At 60.9% G+C, this 12,549-nt stretch carries 18 protein-coding genes; 2 read left to right on the plus strand and 16 right to left on the minus strand.

Going from position 1 to position 12,549, the window contains the following annotated elements:
* Window positions 1-24: 24 nt before the first annotated feature.
* Both M1D88_RS15120 and M1D88_RS15125 read left to right on the plus strand, forming a co-directional pair.
* Window positions 25-594 (plus strand): SipW-dependent-type signal peptide-containing protein, encoded by a 570-nt coding sequence (locus M1D88_RS15120; RefSeq protein ID WP_458111601.1) that lies wholly within the window; start codon window positions 25-27, stop codon window positions 592-594.
* 6 nt (window positions 595-600) lie between these two features.
* Window positions 601-1,650 carry a signal peptidase I gene (locus M1D88_RS15125; protein WP_458111602.1) on the plus strand — a complete coding sequence of 350 codons (1,050 nt, stop codon included), beginning with the start codon at window positions 601-603 and terminating at the stop codon, window positions 1,648-1,650.
* Window positions 1,651-1,673: 23 nt separating this feature from the next.
* On the opposite strand, the gene M1D88_RS15130 is transcribed toward M1D88_RS15125, so the two are convergent.
* From M1D88_RS15130 to rpmD, 16 genes are all read right to left on the minus strand, one after another.
* The gene (locus M1D88_RS15130; protein WP_458111603.1) at window positions 1,674-2,564 is read right to left on the minus strand and encodes a tRNA pseudouridine synthase A; all 891 of its coding nucleotides are present in this window, start codon (window positions 2,562-2,564) and stop codon (window positions 1,674-1,676) included.
* A 31-nt stretch (window positions 2,565-2,595) separates the two neighbouring features.
* Window positions 2,596-3,177 (minus strand): 50S ribosomal protein L17, encoded by a 582-nt coding sequence (gene rplQ, locus M1D88_RS15135; RefSeq protein WP_458111604.1) that lies wholly within the window; start codon window positions 3,175-3,177, stop codon window positions 2,596-2,598.
* A gap of 76 nt (window positions 3,178-3,253) precedes the next feature.
* Window positions 3,254-4,264 (minus strand): DNA-directed RNA polymerase subunit alpha, encoded by a 1,011-nt coding sequence (locus tag M1D88_RS15140; protein ID WP_056626606.1) that lies wholly within the window; start codon window positions 4,262-4,264, stop codon window positions 3,254-3,256.
* A 134-nt stretch (window positions 4,265-4,398) separates the two neighbouring features.
* Complete coding sequence (rpsK, locus tag M1D88_RS15145; RefSeq protein WP_018773682.1) at window positions 4,399-4,800, minus strand: 30S ribosomal protein S11; 402 nt, start codon at window positions 4,798-4,800, stop codon at window positions 4,399-4,401.
* A gap of 45 nt (window positions 4,801-4,845) precedes the next feature.
* On the minus strand, window positions 4,846-5,223 hold the full coding sequence (gene rpsM / locus M1D88_RS15150; protein WP_011692780.1) for a 30S ribosomal protein S13: 378 nt from the start codon (window positions 5,221-5,223) through the stop codon (window positions 4,846-4,848).
* Window positions 5,224-5,405: 182 nt separating this feature from the next.
* Window positions 5,406-5,519, minus strand: a complete 114-nt coding sequence (rpmJ, locus tag M1D88_RS15155) for a 50S ribosomal protein L36 (protein WP_009358722.1) — start codon at window positions 5,517-5,519, stop codon at window positions 5,406-5,408.
* Between the two features lie 69 nt (window positions 5,520-5,588).
* Entirely contained in the window at window positions 5,589-5,810 is a 222-nt protein-coding gene (gene infA, locus M1D88_RS15160; RefSeq protein ID WP_009358723.1) for a translation initiation factor IF-1, read from the minus strand.
* A gap of 168 nt (window positions 5,811-5,978) precedes the next feature.
* Window positions 5,979-7,001 carry a P1 family peptidase gene (locus M1D88_RS15165; protein WP_458111605.1) on the minus strand — a complete coding sequence of 341 codons (1,023 nt, stop codon included), beginning with the start codon at window positions 6,999-7,001 and terminating at the stop codon, window positions 5,979-5,981.
* A gap of 26 nt (window positions 7,002-7,027) precedes the next feature.
* Window positions 7,028-7,579: a hypothetical protein gene (locus M1D88_RS15170; protein ID WP_458111606.1), complete on the minus strand. Its 552-nt coding sequence runs from the start codon at window positions 7,577-7,579 to the stop codon at window positions 7,028-7,030.
* The gene (locus M1D88_RS15175) at window positions 7,567-8,193 is read right to left on the minus strand and encodes an RNA polymerase sigma factor (protein WP_458111607.1); all 627 of its coding nucleotides are present in this window, start codon (window positions 8,191-8,193) and stop codon (window positions 7,567-7,569) included. The genes M1D88_RS15170 and M1D88_RS15175 overlap by 13 nt, the downstream gene beginning before the upstream one ends.
* A 4-nt stretch (window positions 8,194-8,197) precedes the next feature.
* Complete coding sequence (locus tag M1D88_RS15180) at window positions 8,198-8,737, minus strand: hypothetical protein (RefSeq protein ID WP_458111608.1); 540 nt, start codon at window positions 8,735-8,737, stop codon at window positions 8,198-8,200.
* Window positions 8,738-8,836: 99 nt separating this feature from the next.
* The gene (map, locus tag M1D88_RS15185; RefSeq protein WP_458111609.1) at window positions 8,837-9,664 is read right to left on the minus strand and encodes a type I methionyl aminopeptidase; all 828 of its coding nucleotides are present in this window, start codon (window positions 9,662-9,664) and stop codon (window positions 8,837-8,839) included.
* A 104-nt stretch (window positions 9,665-9,768) separates the two neighbouring features.
* Window positions 9,769-10,338 carry an adenylate kinase gene (locus M1D88_RS15190; protein WP_458114542.1) on the minus strand — a complete coding sequence of 190 codons (570 nt, stop codon included), beginning with the start codon at window positions 10,336-10,338 and terminating at the stop codon, window positions 9,769-9,771.
* A gap of 5 nt (window positions 10,339-10,343) precedes the next feature.
* Window positions 10,344-11,654 (minus strand): preprotein translocase subunit SecY, encoded by a 1,311-nt coding sequence (gene secY / locus M1D88_RS15195; protein ID WP_458111610.1) that lies wholly within the window; start codon window positions 11,652-11,654, stop codon window positions 10,344-10,346.
* 190 nt (window positions 11,655-11,844) lie between these two features.
* On the minus strand, window positions 11,845-12,339 hold the full coding sequence (gene rplO, locus M1D88_RS15200) for a 50S ribosomal protein L15 (RefSeq protein ID WP_309076380.1): 495 nt from the start codon (window positions 12,337-12,339) through the stop codon (window positions 11,845-11,847).
* Window positions 12,340-12,546, minus strand: coding sequence for a 50S ribosomal protein L30 (gene rpmD, locus M1D88_RS15205; protein ID WP_056626615.1), 207 nt, complete (start codon window positions 12,544-12,546; stop codon window positions 12,340-12,342).
* Window positions 12,547-12,549: the final 3 nt, after the last annotated feature.

A 12,549-nucleotide genomic window follows, 5' to 3' on the forward strand; every position in this document is an offset into this window, starting at 1 on the left:
CCCCGGTTGGGGAGGCGGGGAGTTATGGAATCTGCCGAACGAAGTGTCCGTATCCGCGCGCTGCTGGCCGCTGGAATGGTCCTGGGTCTGGGCGCCGTTGGCACCCTCGCCGCTTGGACCGATGAGTCCACGGCCACCGCCACCTTCAGTGCAGGAACACTGGATCTTAAATTGAGCACCGTTCCCCAGGGCCCTTTTACCGATACCGTGGCGCTAACCACGCTGGACATGCCGGCGATGTACCCGGGAGTGAGCAAGGCCGGGATGGTCTCGGTCTCCAACTCCGGCACCGTGCCGCTCGCCTACACCCTGACCGGAGCAGCTAGCGGTGAACTTGGAGCGGCGCTGAAAGTCAGCGTTTATCTGGGTGGGACGGCCACTAACGTTGCTTCGACCGGGACCTGCAGCGGTACCTTGCTGGGAACTGCGGACCTGCCCCTCGCCGGGACGCTCATTTCCTCTGCCCGAACGCTGCCCGCCGCGAGCACCGAAAGCCTTTGCCTGCTGGTGAAATTGCCGGCGACCGCATCTAACAGTCTTCAGGGCACCACCACAACAGCCAACTTTACGTTTACCGGCAGCATGGGGAGCTAAAGGGCCATGCGCAACCTCTCGCGGTTAGAGAACAATCTGCTCACCCTCGGAGCGGTCCTCGGAACCCTTTGCCTCCTGGCAGCACTAGCGGGGATGATGCTGGGAGCAAAGCCGTTGATTTTCCGTTCGGGATCAATGTCACCTGCCATTGCAACCGGCGCCCTCGGGATCAGCTTCCCGGTGGATGCGCAGGAGATCAGAACCGGCGACATCATCAGTGCCGAGAACTCTGCCGGAGTCCGTATCACGCACCGGGTTGTGACCTCAGAGGTAGGGAACGGAGCCGCCACCGTAAGGCTCAAGGGCGATGCCAACGCCGTCGCCGATCCCGAACCATACGTTCTTCGGACGGCAGACCGGGTGGTGTTCTCCTTGCCGCTTCTGGGCAATGGAGTAGCCTGGCTCAGCAGCCCTGCAGCGATGTTTGTGGGCGGCCTCTTCACCGCTTTCCTCCTGTATCTGGCCTTTGGATCGGCCAGAACGAACGGTGCCGACAAGCGGCCTAAGAACCACGACGACGGTCCCGATGCAGAACCGGTCACACCTCAAACTGCAAGTTCCAAACCTGGCAAGGCCCGCCACAGCAGTAAGCGCCTGGCAATAACCACGGTGACCAGTCTCGCGTTGGTGGCGGCAGGTGCCCTTCAGACCAGCACCCCCAGCCAAGCCGCCTTTATGGACACTGCCTCGGCCTCAGCCGGCTTTACAGCTACATCTCTGCAGGCCCCAACGCTGGCCTGTACGAATTCTGGCAACTATGACGTGACACTGACGTTGACTCATCCTGGAGGTCCCGCTACCCTCTACGAACTCAACTCGGCGGTGCCCGCCAGGACCTGGAGCACCGGAACCTGGTCAGCGGGCGGCTCGGTCAACTTCCTTGTAGACGCTGACCATTCGGCTTTCACTTTCAATCAAACAACAAACGTAACCTTCAGGGGACTTTCCAAAGTCGGCCTCTGGACGTCGCCAGCCGCCACGAAGGCGGTCACCTACACGCCGGAGTCGACCGTGGTGATTATCGGCTTGACTCCGGCAAAGCTACGCTGTGCCTAGGTTTCTTTCGCCAAGCCCTACAGCTAGTTCCGCAACGCCCGGGTAAGTTCCGCGCGGGCCAGCAGTTCGCTGTCCGAGGGATAAGCTACTTCCTCCAGGACGAGCGGGTGAGGGGCGGCCAAGACGGACCTGGCATCACGCTTCTGCAGCAGCAGCCGCTCATGCAGCCACCCCGGCGACTCGGCGCCTTCGCCCACGTAGAGCGCAGATCCGATCAAGGCACGCACCATGTTGTGGCAGAAAGCGTCAGCCTGGACTGTTGCCACAACGACGCCGTCGGTCCCCCGGGCGAATTCGAACCGCTGGAGCTCCCGGATAGTGGTGGAACCTTCCCGGGGCTTGCAATAAGAGAGGAAGTTCTGCAGGCCCAGAAGTTTGGAGGCGCCCTCGTTCATCAGAGTCAGGTCCAACGGCGCCTTGTGCCACAAGGTGGAGTACCTGCCCAGCGGATCCCACAGTGCCGGACCATCGGCGATGCGGTAGCTGTAGCGCCTCCACAGGGCAGAAAAGCGGGCATCAAAACCCTCTGGGGCCAATGCCACCCGGTGGACTTCGACAGCCCCCGTGAGGTCACCCAAGCCCCTGCTGAGGGAACCGCGCAGGCGGCGGAGAAGGGCGACGGCGGGATCAAGTTCGGCGCCCCGGTTCAGCCCCAGCCACTCAGCCCGGGTGAGGTCCAGATGCACCACCTGACCGCGGGCGTGCACTCCGGAGTCAGTCCGTCCGGCAACTGTCACCCGTACCGGCCGCCGGATCAGCAGCGCCAAAGCCTCCTCGAGGACGCCTTGGACGGTCCGCAAACCGGGCTGTACTGCCCAGCCGCTGAACGGCCCGCCGTCGTACGCCAGATCGAGCCGGATACGCAAAAACCCGCCGTCCCCCAAGACGGGGGCAGCGGGTTTTTGGTCGTTCATAGACTTAAGTCTAAGCCAAGGTTTTAGCGAATTACTTCGCGTCCTTTTCCTCAGAGGCAGCAGCCTCTTCGGTCTCAGCAGCTTCAGCAGCCTCGGCCTCAGCGGCAGGAGCCTCTTCGGTCTCAGCAGCTTCGGTCTCAACAACCTCAGCCTCAGCAGCTTCTTCAGCAACCGGAGCAGCAGCTGCTTCCTTCTTGTCGGCGTCGCGCTTGGCGGCGTTGGTAGCCTCGGCTACGACGGCCTGCTTTGCGGAAACCGGCTCAAGAACGAGCTCGATGACAGCCATGGGAGCGTTGTCGCCCTTGCGGTTGCCGATCTTGGTGATGCGGGTGTAGCCGCCATCGCGGTTCTCCACAGCCTTGGCGATGTCGGTGAACAGCTCGTGGACGACGCCCTTGTTGCTGATCAGGCCGAGTACACGACGGCGGGAAGCGAGGTCACCACGCTTGGCGAAAGTCACCAGGCGCTCGGCGTACGGCTTCAGGCGCTTGGCCTTTGTCACCGTGGTGGTGATCCGCTTGTGCTCGAACAGTGCTGCTGCCAGGTTCGCGAGCATAAGACGCTCGTGAGCCGGGCCGCCTCCGAGGCGCGGACCCTTAGTGGGGGTAGGCATTATTGTTTCTCCTCATATGAAAGCCAGTGGGCCGAGCACAACGTGGTGCGCCGGCCCGCTGGCCAAGATCTGCTTGTTAGAGCTCGTCGTCGCTGAACGCGGCGTCGTCCTCTTCGATGGCTGCGGCGCGGGCTGCAAGGTCGAAACCGGGAGGCGAGTCCTTGAGGGACAGGCCCAGTTCAACCAGCTTTGCCTTGACCTCATCGATGGACTTGGCACCGAAGTTACGGATGTCCATCAGGTCAGCCTCGGAGCGGGCAACGAGTTCACCCACGGTGTGGATGCCCTCACGCTTGAGGCAGTTGTAGGAACGGACGGTGAGGTCCAGATCCTCGATCGGCAGGGCCATGTCTGCTGCCAGGGCAGCATCCGTCGGCGACGGGCCAATCTCGATACCTTCAGCTGCGGTGTTCAGCTCGCGGGCCAGACCGAACAGTTCCACCAAGGTGGTGCCTGCGGAAGCAACGGCGTCGCGGGGAGCGATTGCCTGCTTGGTCTCGACGTCGACAATCAGCTTGTCGAAGTCAGTGCGCTGCTCAACACGGGTGGCTTCCACGCGGAAAGTAACCTTCAGCACCGGCGAGTAGATCGAGTCGACCGGGATACGGCCAATCTCGGCGTCGCCGGACTTGTTCTGAGCTGCCGAAACGTAGCCGCGGCCGCGCTCGATGGTGAGTTCGAGCTCGAACTTGCCCTTCGAGTTAAGCGTGGCGATGTGCAGATCCGGGTTGTGGAATTCGACGCCGGCCGGCGGAGCGATATCCGCGGCGGTGACGACTCCCGGGCCCTGCTTGCGCAGGTAAGCAACAACCGGCTCATCGTGCTCGGAGGACACGGAAAGGTTCTTGATGTTCAGGATGATCTCGGTGACATCTTCCTTGACACCCGGAACCGTGGTGAACTCGTGCAGCACGCCATCGATCCGGATGCTGGTGACAGCAGCGCCGGGGATGGAGGAGAGCAGGGTACGGCGGAGGGAGTTTCCGAGGGTGTATCCAAAGCCCGGCTCCAGCGGTTCAATGATGAAGCGGGAGCGGTTATCGGAGACGACCTCTTCGGAGAGGGTGGGGCGCTGTGCAATGAGCACTTAGGTTTCCTTTCGGCGAGCATCCGCTATATGACGCAACACAGGTGGTGGAAAGTTCGGTCTAAAGACTTAAAGCGGGCGGGCTTGCCCGGACCTGTTACGGTCCGGGCAAGCTCACGCTGCTGGGAAGAGCCTTAGACGCGGCGGCGCTTCGGCGGACGGCAACCGTTGTGGGCGCTGGGGGTTACGTCCTGGATGGACCCAACCTCAAGGCCAGCGGCCTGCAGTGAACGGATAGCGGTCTCGCGTCCGGATCCCGGTCCCTTGACGAAAACGTCAACCTTGCGCATGCCGTGCTCCTGTGCACGCTTTGCAGCAGCTTCGGCAGCCATCTGGGCAGCGAACGGGGTGGACTTACGTGAGCCCTTGAATCCAACCTCACCGGACGAAGCCCAGGAGATGACAGCACCGTTCGGGTCCGTGATGGACACGATGGTGTTGTTAAAGGTGCTCTTGATGTGCGCCTGGCCAAGCGCGATATTCTTCTTGTCCTTCTTACGCGGCTTGCGAACCGCGCCACGAGTCTTCGGGGGCATTATTTCTCCTACAGAAAGTTTATTGGGGAAAGTCAGCAGCTATTTCTAGCGGCCGGCTTTCTTCTTGCCGGCGACGGTACGCTTCGGGCCCTTGCGGGTACGTGCGTTGGTCTTCGTACGCTGTCCGCGTACGGGCAGGCCCTTGCGGTGGCGCAGGCCTTCGTAGCTGCCGATTTCAACCTTGCGGCGAATGTCAGCTGCTACTTCGCGGCGAAGGTCACCCTCAACCTTGTAGTTGCCTTCAATGTAGTCACGCAGCTCAACCAGCTGCGCGTCCGTCAGGTCCTTGACCCGAACGTCAGCGCTGATGCCGGTAGCAGCCAGGGTTTCGTGTGCACGGGTCTTGCCCACGCCGTAGATGTAAGTAAGCGCAATTTCCAGCCGCTTTTCGCGGGGAATGTCTACGCCAGCGAGACGAGCCATAGTGGCAGTGCTCCTTGAATAAACCGGAGGTCGTAGGCAGTACACCCGCACGTTCTGTGCGGCCCCAGCCTCCGACCGGGGGTTAACTGTCCAGGCTCGTTATTACTCGATGTCCCGGTTCAGCTTGTGCTGCCTTTTATTTACTTGCGTGGGTTAGCAACCCAGGGATTTCCAGAAGGAAATTAGCCCTGGCGCTGCTTGTGGCGCGGGTTCTCGCAGATCACCATGACCCGGCCATTACGGCGGATCACTTTGCACTTTTCGCAGATCTGCTTGACGCTCGGCTTGACCTTCATGGCGTTCCTTTGCGTGTTGCAGTTGGACCACTGGAGCGGCTTCCAGCTGATGCCGTTGCCGCCCAGAGCTTATTTGTAGCGGTAGACAATACGACCACGTGTCAGGTCATAAGGGCTCAGCTCCACCACTACCCGGTCCTCAGGGAGAATCCTGATGTAGTGCTGACGCATTTTTCCAGAGATATGTGCAAGTACGATGTGCTTGTTGGTGAGCTCAACACGAAACATCGCATTGGGCAGCGCCTCAGTCACAACGCCTTCGATCTCTATGACCCCGTCCTTCTTGGCCATATCCTCCGCTAACTGTTGTTGCCACAGCCCTCCGGAATGCACCGGGCATGACTGTGAACGTTTTTTGATTGATTGGCCATCGCCTAGCGACCGCAAAAGGGCGCAACAGGGCAGACAACCAACAGACAACACTACGCCATGATGGCGCAAATGTTAAATCCTGCCATGTTAGCGCACGGTGCCCCTAAATGCAGCAAATTCCCCCGCCGGGGTGCTGACACTCTCCGCGTTGGTGACCCCGTCCATGATGGCCAGATGCACCACGTCGGCTGCCGCGCTTTGCAGCTTGATAAGACTCAACATCCGGGCCTCCGCACTGCTCCGATCCAGCTGAACGGCGCCGGTCGCCAGGGTGAACACGGTGTCGCCGTCGGCCAAAGTGTGGCTCGGATTCAACGCCCGCGCGATCCCCGCATGAGCCGCCGACGCCGTCCGCTTGCACTCAGCCTTGTCCAGGACCGCATTCGTGGCGACGACGACGAGCGTTGTGTTGAGTTGTTGCGGTTCTACCGCTGCCGGAGCCACAACCCTCGGCGTGCTCGCTCGTTCCTCGCTTAGACGCACGCTGCCGGGTTCCACCCGCTGCTCCGATGTGGCAGCCTCACCACCTGCTTCGCCTAGTTGAAACGGTAATCCCAGCGCGTTAACCACTGCCAGTGCCCCTACTACCACCCCATTCTCGAGGGTGATTGAGGCCGTGCCTACTCCGCCTTTGTAGGTTCGGGCCATGGCTGCTCCGGTGCCGGCTCCCACATTGCCGCGTTCGACGTCGTGCCTGTCCTTCTGGGCGAAGGCGACAGCAGTGGCTTCGTAACCCATGCCCTGATCCGGGCGGGCAGCGAAGTCTCCTCCCCTGCCGAGGTCGAAGATGGCTGCGGCCGGGACGATGGGAACAACTCCGCCGGGAACTTCAAAGCCCCGGCCGTTCTCCTCGCACCAACGCTGGGCGCCGTGGGCTGCCACGAGTCCGTACGCACTGCCGCCTGCCAGGACCACCGCGTCAACGAAGGAGGTCAGCGTGGTGGGATCCAATGCATCGGTTTCGTGGGTGCCCGGCCCGCCGCCTTGGACGTGAACGGAGCCGACAGTCCTGGGCGGCGGCAGGACGACTGTCACCCCGCTCAACCACCCGTCGTCGGACTTTTGGACCTGGCCTACCCGGATACCTGTGACGTCAGTGATCGCTCCCATGGCTCCATTGTGGTGCACGTGTGCCGTTATTTACCTTGCTGCTCCCGCAGCATCTTCTCGACATCGAGGGTCGCGGGGCGCATGCCCACTTCGGGACAGAATTCCTCAGTTGATATCGGGACGTCTCCCGGGGCAGGCAGTACCGCGTACCGCCAGTCATCCCGGATGCACTTGACCAGCACAGGCACTTTTGACGGCGCCGGAGGTGCGGTTGCAGGCGGCTTCGGTGTGGGCCGAACGGTGGCTCCGGCCTGGATTCTGCCCTCGAGCCACAGTGAACTGCAGAGCTCTACAGGATCGACGGCCTCGGTGTTGTCCCCGGGTCCTCCCACCGCCAGAGCCACCTCTTCAGCGTAGGTGTTGGCGGAGGGACCCGAATAACAGAAAGCAGTGTATTTTGCCTGTTCCGGCGTCACATTGAAGATATAGAAACCAGCAGTCGCAGCAGCGAGGATCACGGGCGCCATGACCGCCGCGCTGATGCGGCGGCTGCGCTGCCGCCGCCGGCGCAAATCGGCGCTGATCCTGTTGGTGAGCGCGGCACGTACCCGCTCACGGCTTTCACTCAGATCCTCCATTTTTGAGTCACCTCCTCCCCCTGGGTCTCGTTAAACAGCTCTTTTAGTTTGGAACGCATCCGCAGAACGCGGTTCTTTACGGCGGCAGTGGTAATCCCTGTAGCTGCGGCAATCTGGGCGTGAGGCACATCGCCCAGGAAGAACATCCGGAAAACGGCCTGGTCCTGGACAGACATAGTTGCGACGACCGCCATTACCTGCGAGATCTGGTCATTGGTGACCACAATGCTCTCAGCAGAGACGGCCACCAATGCCTTACTGGCGTCCAGCTCATCAATGTCAGCTGTGGGCTGGTTCCCGTGTTTCCGGTTGTGGTTGTAGCTCAGGAACTTGGCTGTGGAAAAAATCCAGGGGCGCAGCGAACCGTTGACAAGGCTCACAGTCTTTGCCTTCTCCCACAGCAGGAAAAACGTCTCCTGGGCGAGTTCTTCTGCAGCGGGGATACTGCCTGTCATCTTCACGAGGTATCGCAAAACGCCATCGGCATACCGGTCATAGACCTCGGCAAACGCGTTCTCATCACGCTTTACAAGCCCTTTGAGCAAGAGTGCTTCGTTATCAGGGTCGTCCGGCCCGACGCCGTTGCCGGTCCGGGACCTGAAAAAACCTGCCACTTAGCTAAGGCGAAAAGCTGATGGACGACGTGCGATCGTTCATGGTGCCAACCCAGGATGAGGATGCGTACCAGCCGTAACCGGCCCCTGTACCGTTTGAATGCTCGTGGAGGTACAAGCGGCAGCCTGATCCGCCGATAAAGGAGGAAAGACGGTCATTCCAACCCGTCCAGGTCAGGTCAATAAAATCCCTGTAGCCGGACCAGCACGAATTCCCGACGATGTTCAAATAGCCGCCGCCGTAACCGGAGTTGTCATAGATGGTGCCGATGACAGATGCCGCCTGAGCGGTTGGGGTTGATTCGGACTGGAGCCCGAGCCCTTCCGTACCTTTAGCCGTTTTTCCCGTATCCACGCCGGAAAGCTCCAGCGATCGGTTGAGCTCTTCAGGTGTGTCATGGCAATGAAGCTTCTGCTTGATGACGTCCGCTGAGCAGTATCTGGCAGCGGATGCAGGATTCTTCGCTGCCGTCATGGTTGCTGCAAGGGAAAAGCAAGCGCCAAGTGCCAGGACAGCCTTCAATGAACCGCGACGAACAGACATGTCCCCAGTTTACCCATGGGCCCCCTCCCCCTTTTGCCGCCGCGCATTTGAACGGCCGGCTATTGGGTTAATGTCCCGGGAGGGGAAAAAGTCTCAGGATCAGGGAATCGGGGTAGGAACTACTCCCAGCGGTGCCAGGCGCTCCGCGCCGCCATCCGGAGCGGAAAGAACCCAGATCCCCTTACTGTGGACTGCAACGGAGTGCTCCCATTGGCAGGAGCGCTGGCCGTCGGTGGTGACCACGGTCCAGTCGTCGTCGAGCACCGCGGTGTCAATTCCGCCTCGGACGAGCATCGGCTCGATGGCCAAGCAGAGACCCGGGCGGATCTTTGGCCCCCGGTGACCCGTCCTGTAGTTGGGTACGTCCGGTGCCATGTGCATCTCAGAGCCGATGCCGTGACCCACGTAGTCTTCCAGGATTCCGAGCGGTTTGCCCGGCACAGATGAGACGTAGTCATCCACTGCGGCGCCTATGTCACCGACGTACTTTCCAGTGGCAAGCGCTGCTATCCCGTGCCACATGGCTGTCTCAGTCACGTCCGAGAGGCGCTGATCGGCGGGATCGGCCGTGCCGACAATGACGGTCCGTGCGGAATCGGAATGCCACCCGTCCACGATGGCACCGCCGTCGATTGAGAGAATATCTCCGTCCCGCAAGATCCGGCTGCCCGGGATTCCGTGCACCACTTCCTCATTGACGGAGGTGCAAATGGTCGCCGGGAACCCGTGATAGCCCAGGAAATTTGACTTGGCACCGGAGTCGCTGAGGACAGCGGCGAATACCTCGTCCAGCTCCTTGGTGGTGGTGCCGGCAGTGGCAGCGGCGGCAGCGGCATCGAGGGCGCGACTCAGAACAAGCCCTGCCTTGTGCATGGTGCGTATCTGGGCGTCGGTCTTGTACTCAATACGGGGCTGGCCGAAGGCCATCTTCCGATCCTTTCAGAGGGTCTGCAAGCTGTTGGGGATGCGCTTGGGGTAAATGGGTGAGGCTCCTCCCGATAACCGGGAGGAGCCTCGTAAAGCTGGGCTGATCAGGCCGCCTGGGCAGTCTTGATGGCCTGCATCACGCGGTCCGTCACTTCGTCGATGGCGCCGATGCCGTCGACCTGAGTGAGAATGCCGCGCTCCGCATACTTCGCCACAACGGCTTCAGTCTGCTCGTGGTAGAGGTCCAGGCGGTGCCGGATGACGGCTTCATTGTCGTCACTGCGGCCGTTCTCCTTGGCGCGTCCCAGGAGGCGGGTAACCAGCTCCTCGTCGTCCGCGGTCAGCTGGAGCACGACGTCGAGCTTCTGCTCACCGTCCGCGAGGATCTGGTCCAGGTAGTCGACCTGCGCCGTGGTGCGCGGGTAGCCGTCCAGGAGGAAGCCGGCGTCGACGTCGCCTTCGCTGAGGCGGTCGCGCACCATTTTGTTGGTGACGCTGTCCGGAACAAAATCTCCGGCGTCCATGTACTTCTTGGCCTCGAGGCCCAACGGAGTCTCACCCTTGACGTTGGCGCGGAAGATATCGCCGGTGGAGATCGCTACGACGCCGAGCCGCTCCGAAATACGTTCCGCCTGCGTTCCTTTGCCGGAGCCAGGAGGTCCGATAATCAACATTCTGGTCATCGTAAGAGCCCTTCATAGTGACGTTGCTGTAGCTGCGCATCAATCTGCTTGACCGTTTCAAGGCCTACGCCCACCATGATCAGGATCGAGGTGCCACCGAACGGGAAGTTCTGGTTGGCGTTGATCAGGACCAGGGCCACCAGCGGAATCAGTGCGACGAAGCCCAGGTAGAGAGCTCCGGGCAATGTGATCCGTGAGAGGACGTACTGCAGGTAATCTGCGGTTGGCTTGCCGGCCCGGATGCCGGGAATGAAGCCGCCGTACTTCTTCATGTTGTCCGAGACCTCTTCAGGGTTGAAGGTGATCGCGACATAGAAGTAAGTAAAGAAAACGATCATGGCGAAGTAGAGCGCCATGTAGATGGGGTGGTCCCCGCGTGTGAGGTTGTTGTTGATCCATTCAACCCACGGCTGGACGGGTTCGCCCGCCCGGGGCTGGTTGAACTGGGAGATCAGGCCCGGCAGGTACAGCATTGAGGAAGCGAAGATAACGGGCACGACGCCGGCCATGTTCACCTTGATGGGGATGTACGTGCTGGTTCCGCCCACAGTTCGGCGGCCGATCATACGCTTCGCGTATTGCACGGGGACGCGCCGCTGGGACTGCTCCACGAACACGACAAGCGCAACGGTCAGAAGGCCGATCGCGATCACCATAAAGAACGTTCCCGGGCCCTGTGACGTCCAGATGGCGCCAAGAGAGGTGGGGAAGCCGGCGGCGATCGACGTGAAGATCAGGAGGGACATACCGTTGCCGACACCCTTTTCAGTCACCAGTTCACCCATCCACATGATCAGGCCGGTACCGGCCGTCAGCGTGATGATGAGGAGGATGGTGGTAATGACGCTGTCATCAGGAATGATCGGAAGGTTGCAGCCCGGCAGCAGCTGGCCGGAACGGGCCAACGACACCAGCGTCGTGGCGTTCAGCAGGCCAAGGGCGATAGTCAGGTAACGCGTGTACTGCGTCAGCTTCGACTGGCCAGAGGCGCCCTCTTCATACAGTTGCTGGAAACGGGGAATGACCACCCGCAGGAGCTGCACAATGATGCTTGCCGTGATGTACGGCATGATCCCCAAGGCGAAGATGGACACTTGCAGCAGGGCACCGCCACTGAACAAGTTGACGAGCTGGTAGATACCGCCCGTGGTCTGACCTGTCGACAAGCATTGCTGGACATTCTGGTAGTTCACACCAGGCGAGGGGATGAAAGCGCCCAAGCGGAAGATTGTGATGATTCCCAGCGTGAACAACAACTTGCGTCGCAGATCAGGCGTGCGAAAGGCCCGGCCAAATGCGCTAAGCAAGCGTCCTCCTGAGTTGTTTAATGAAGTCATGTGAGCAGGGTCAATAAACCCAACAACCGAGTCTAACGGGTGGATGCGCTCCGCCGATAATCGGTGAGGCCCCAAAAATGAAAAAACTCCCGGTCGACGAGGCCTGAGCCCCGGCAACCGGGAGTTTTTTCGCAATAGGCAACTGCTTGCCCACACTCATTTAGAGTGCGGTGGTGCTTCCGCCTGCTGCAGCAATCTTTTCGGCAGCGCTGGCCGAGAATGCATCGACCGTGACGTCAACCTTGACGGTGATGTCACCGGTGCCCAGCACCTTGACGGGCTGGTTCTTGCGAACGGCACCCTTCGCGACCAGGTTCTCCACCGTGACAACGCCACCTTCCGGGAACAGCTCGTTGAGCTTGTCCAGGTTAACAACCTGGTACTCAACCCGGAACGGGTTCTTGAAGCCGCGCAGCTTCGGCAGGCGCATGTGCAGCGGCAACTGGCCGCCGGCAAAGCCAGCCTTGATCTGGTAGCGGGCCTTCGTACCCTTGGTACCGCGACCAGCGGTCTTACCCTTGGAACCTTCACCACGACCAACACGGGTCTTGGCGGTCTTGGCACCCGGGGCGGGACGCAGGTGGTGAACCTTCAGTGCGTTCTGCTTCTCAGCAGTGGCGCCCTGTGCCTTTTCGGCGGTGTTCTTCTCTGCCATTTACTTCGCCTCCTCTACCTTTACCAGGTGCGGAACCGTGTTGAGCATTCCGACAGTCACGGCGTCGGCGGTGCGGACAACAGTGTGTCCGATCCGCTTCAGGCCGAGGGACCGCAGGGTGTCGCGCTGGTTCTGCTTGCCGCCAATGGCGGACTTGATCTGAGTGATCTCCAACTGTGCGTCAGAGGGAATCAGGTTCTTGGCCATGTC

The sequence above is a fragment of the Arthrobacter sp. R1-13 genome (assembly GCF_054161475.1).

What these genes read in the sequence shown, in the direction of transcription:
- M1D88_RS15120 (WP_458111601.1), top strand. Translation starts at nt 25, where the DNA reads ATGGAATCTGCCGAACGAAGTGTCCGTATCCGCGCGCTGCTGGCCGCT.
- M1D88_RS15125 (WP_458111602.1), top strand. Translation starts at nt 601, where the DNA reads ATGCGCAACCTCTCGCGGTTAGAGAACAATCTGCTCACCCTCGGAGCG.
- M1D88_RS15130 (WP_458111603.1), bottom strand. Translation starts at nt 2,564, where the DNA reads ATGAACGACCAAAAACCCGCTGCCCCCGTCTTGGGGGACGGCGGGTTT.
- rplQ (WP_458111604.1), bottom strand. Translation starts at nt 3,177, where the DNA reads ATGCCTACCCCCACTAAGGGTCCGCGCCTCGGAGGCGGCCCGGCTCAC.
- rpsK (WP_018773682.1), bottom strand. Translation starts at nt 4,800, where the DNA reads ATGCCCCCGAAGACTCGTGGCGCGGTTCGCAAGCCGCGTAAGAAGGAC.
- rpsM (WP_011692780.1), bottom strand. Translation starts at nt 5,223, where the DNA reads ATGGCTCGTCTCGCTGGCGTAGACATTCCCCGCGAAAAGCGGCTGGAA.
- rpmJ (WP_009358722.1), bottom strand. Translation starts at nt 5,519, where the DNA reads ATGAAGGTCAAGCCGAGCGTCAAGCAGATCTGCGAAAAGTGCAAAGTG.
- infA (WP_009358723.1), bottom strand. Translation starts at nt 5,810, where the DNA reads ATGGCCAAGAAGGACGGGGTCATAGAGATCGAAGGCGTTGTGACTGAG.
- M1D88_RS15165 (WP_458111605.1), bottom strand. Translation starts at nt 7,001, where the DNA reads ATGGGAGCGATCACTGACGTCACAGGTATCCGGGTAGGCCAGGTCCAA.
- M1D88_RS15170 (WP_458111606.1), bottom strand. Translation starts at nt 7,579, where the DNA reads ATGGAGGATCTGAGTGAAAGCCGTGAGCGGGTACGTGCCGCGCTCACC.
- M1D88_RS15180 (WP_458111608.1), bottom strand. Translation starts at nt 8,737, where the DNA reads ATGTCTGTTCGTCGCGGTTCATTGAAGGCTGTCCTGGCACTTGGCGCT.
- map (WP_458111609.1), bottom strand. Translation starts at nt 9,664, where the DNA reads ATGGCCTTCGGCCAGCCCCGTATTGAGTACAAGACCGACGCCCAGATA.
- M1D88_RS15190 (WP_458114542.1), bottom strand. Translation starts at nt 10,338, where the DNA reads ATGTTGATTATCGGACCTCCTGGCTCCGGCAAAGGAACGCAGGCGGAA.
- rplO (WP_309076380.1), bottom strand. Translation starts at nt 12,339, where the DNA reads ATGGCAGAGAAGAACACCGCCGAAAAGGCACAGGGCGCCACTGCTGAG.
- rpmD (WP_056626615.1), bottom strand. Translation starts at nt 12,546, where the DNA reads ATGGCCAAGAACCTGATTCCCTCTGACGCACAGTTGGAGATCACTCAG.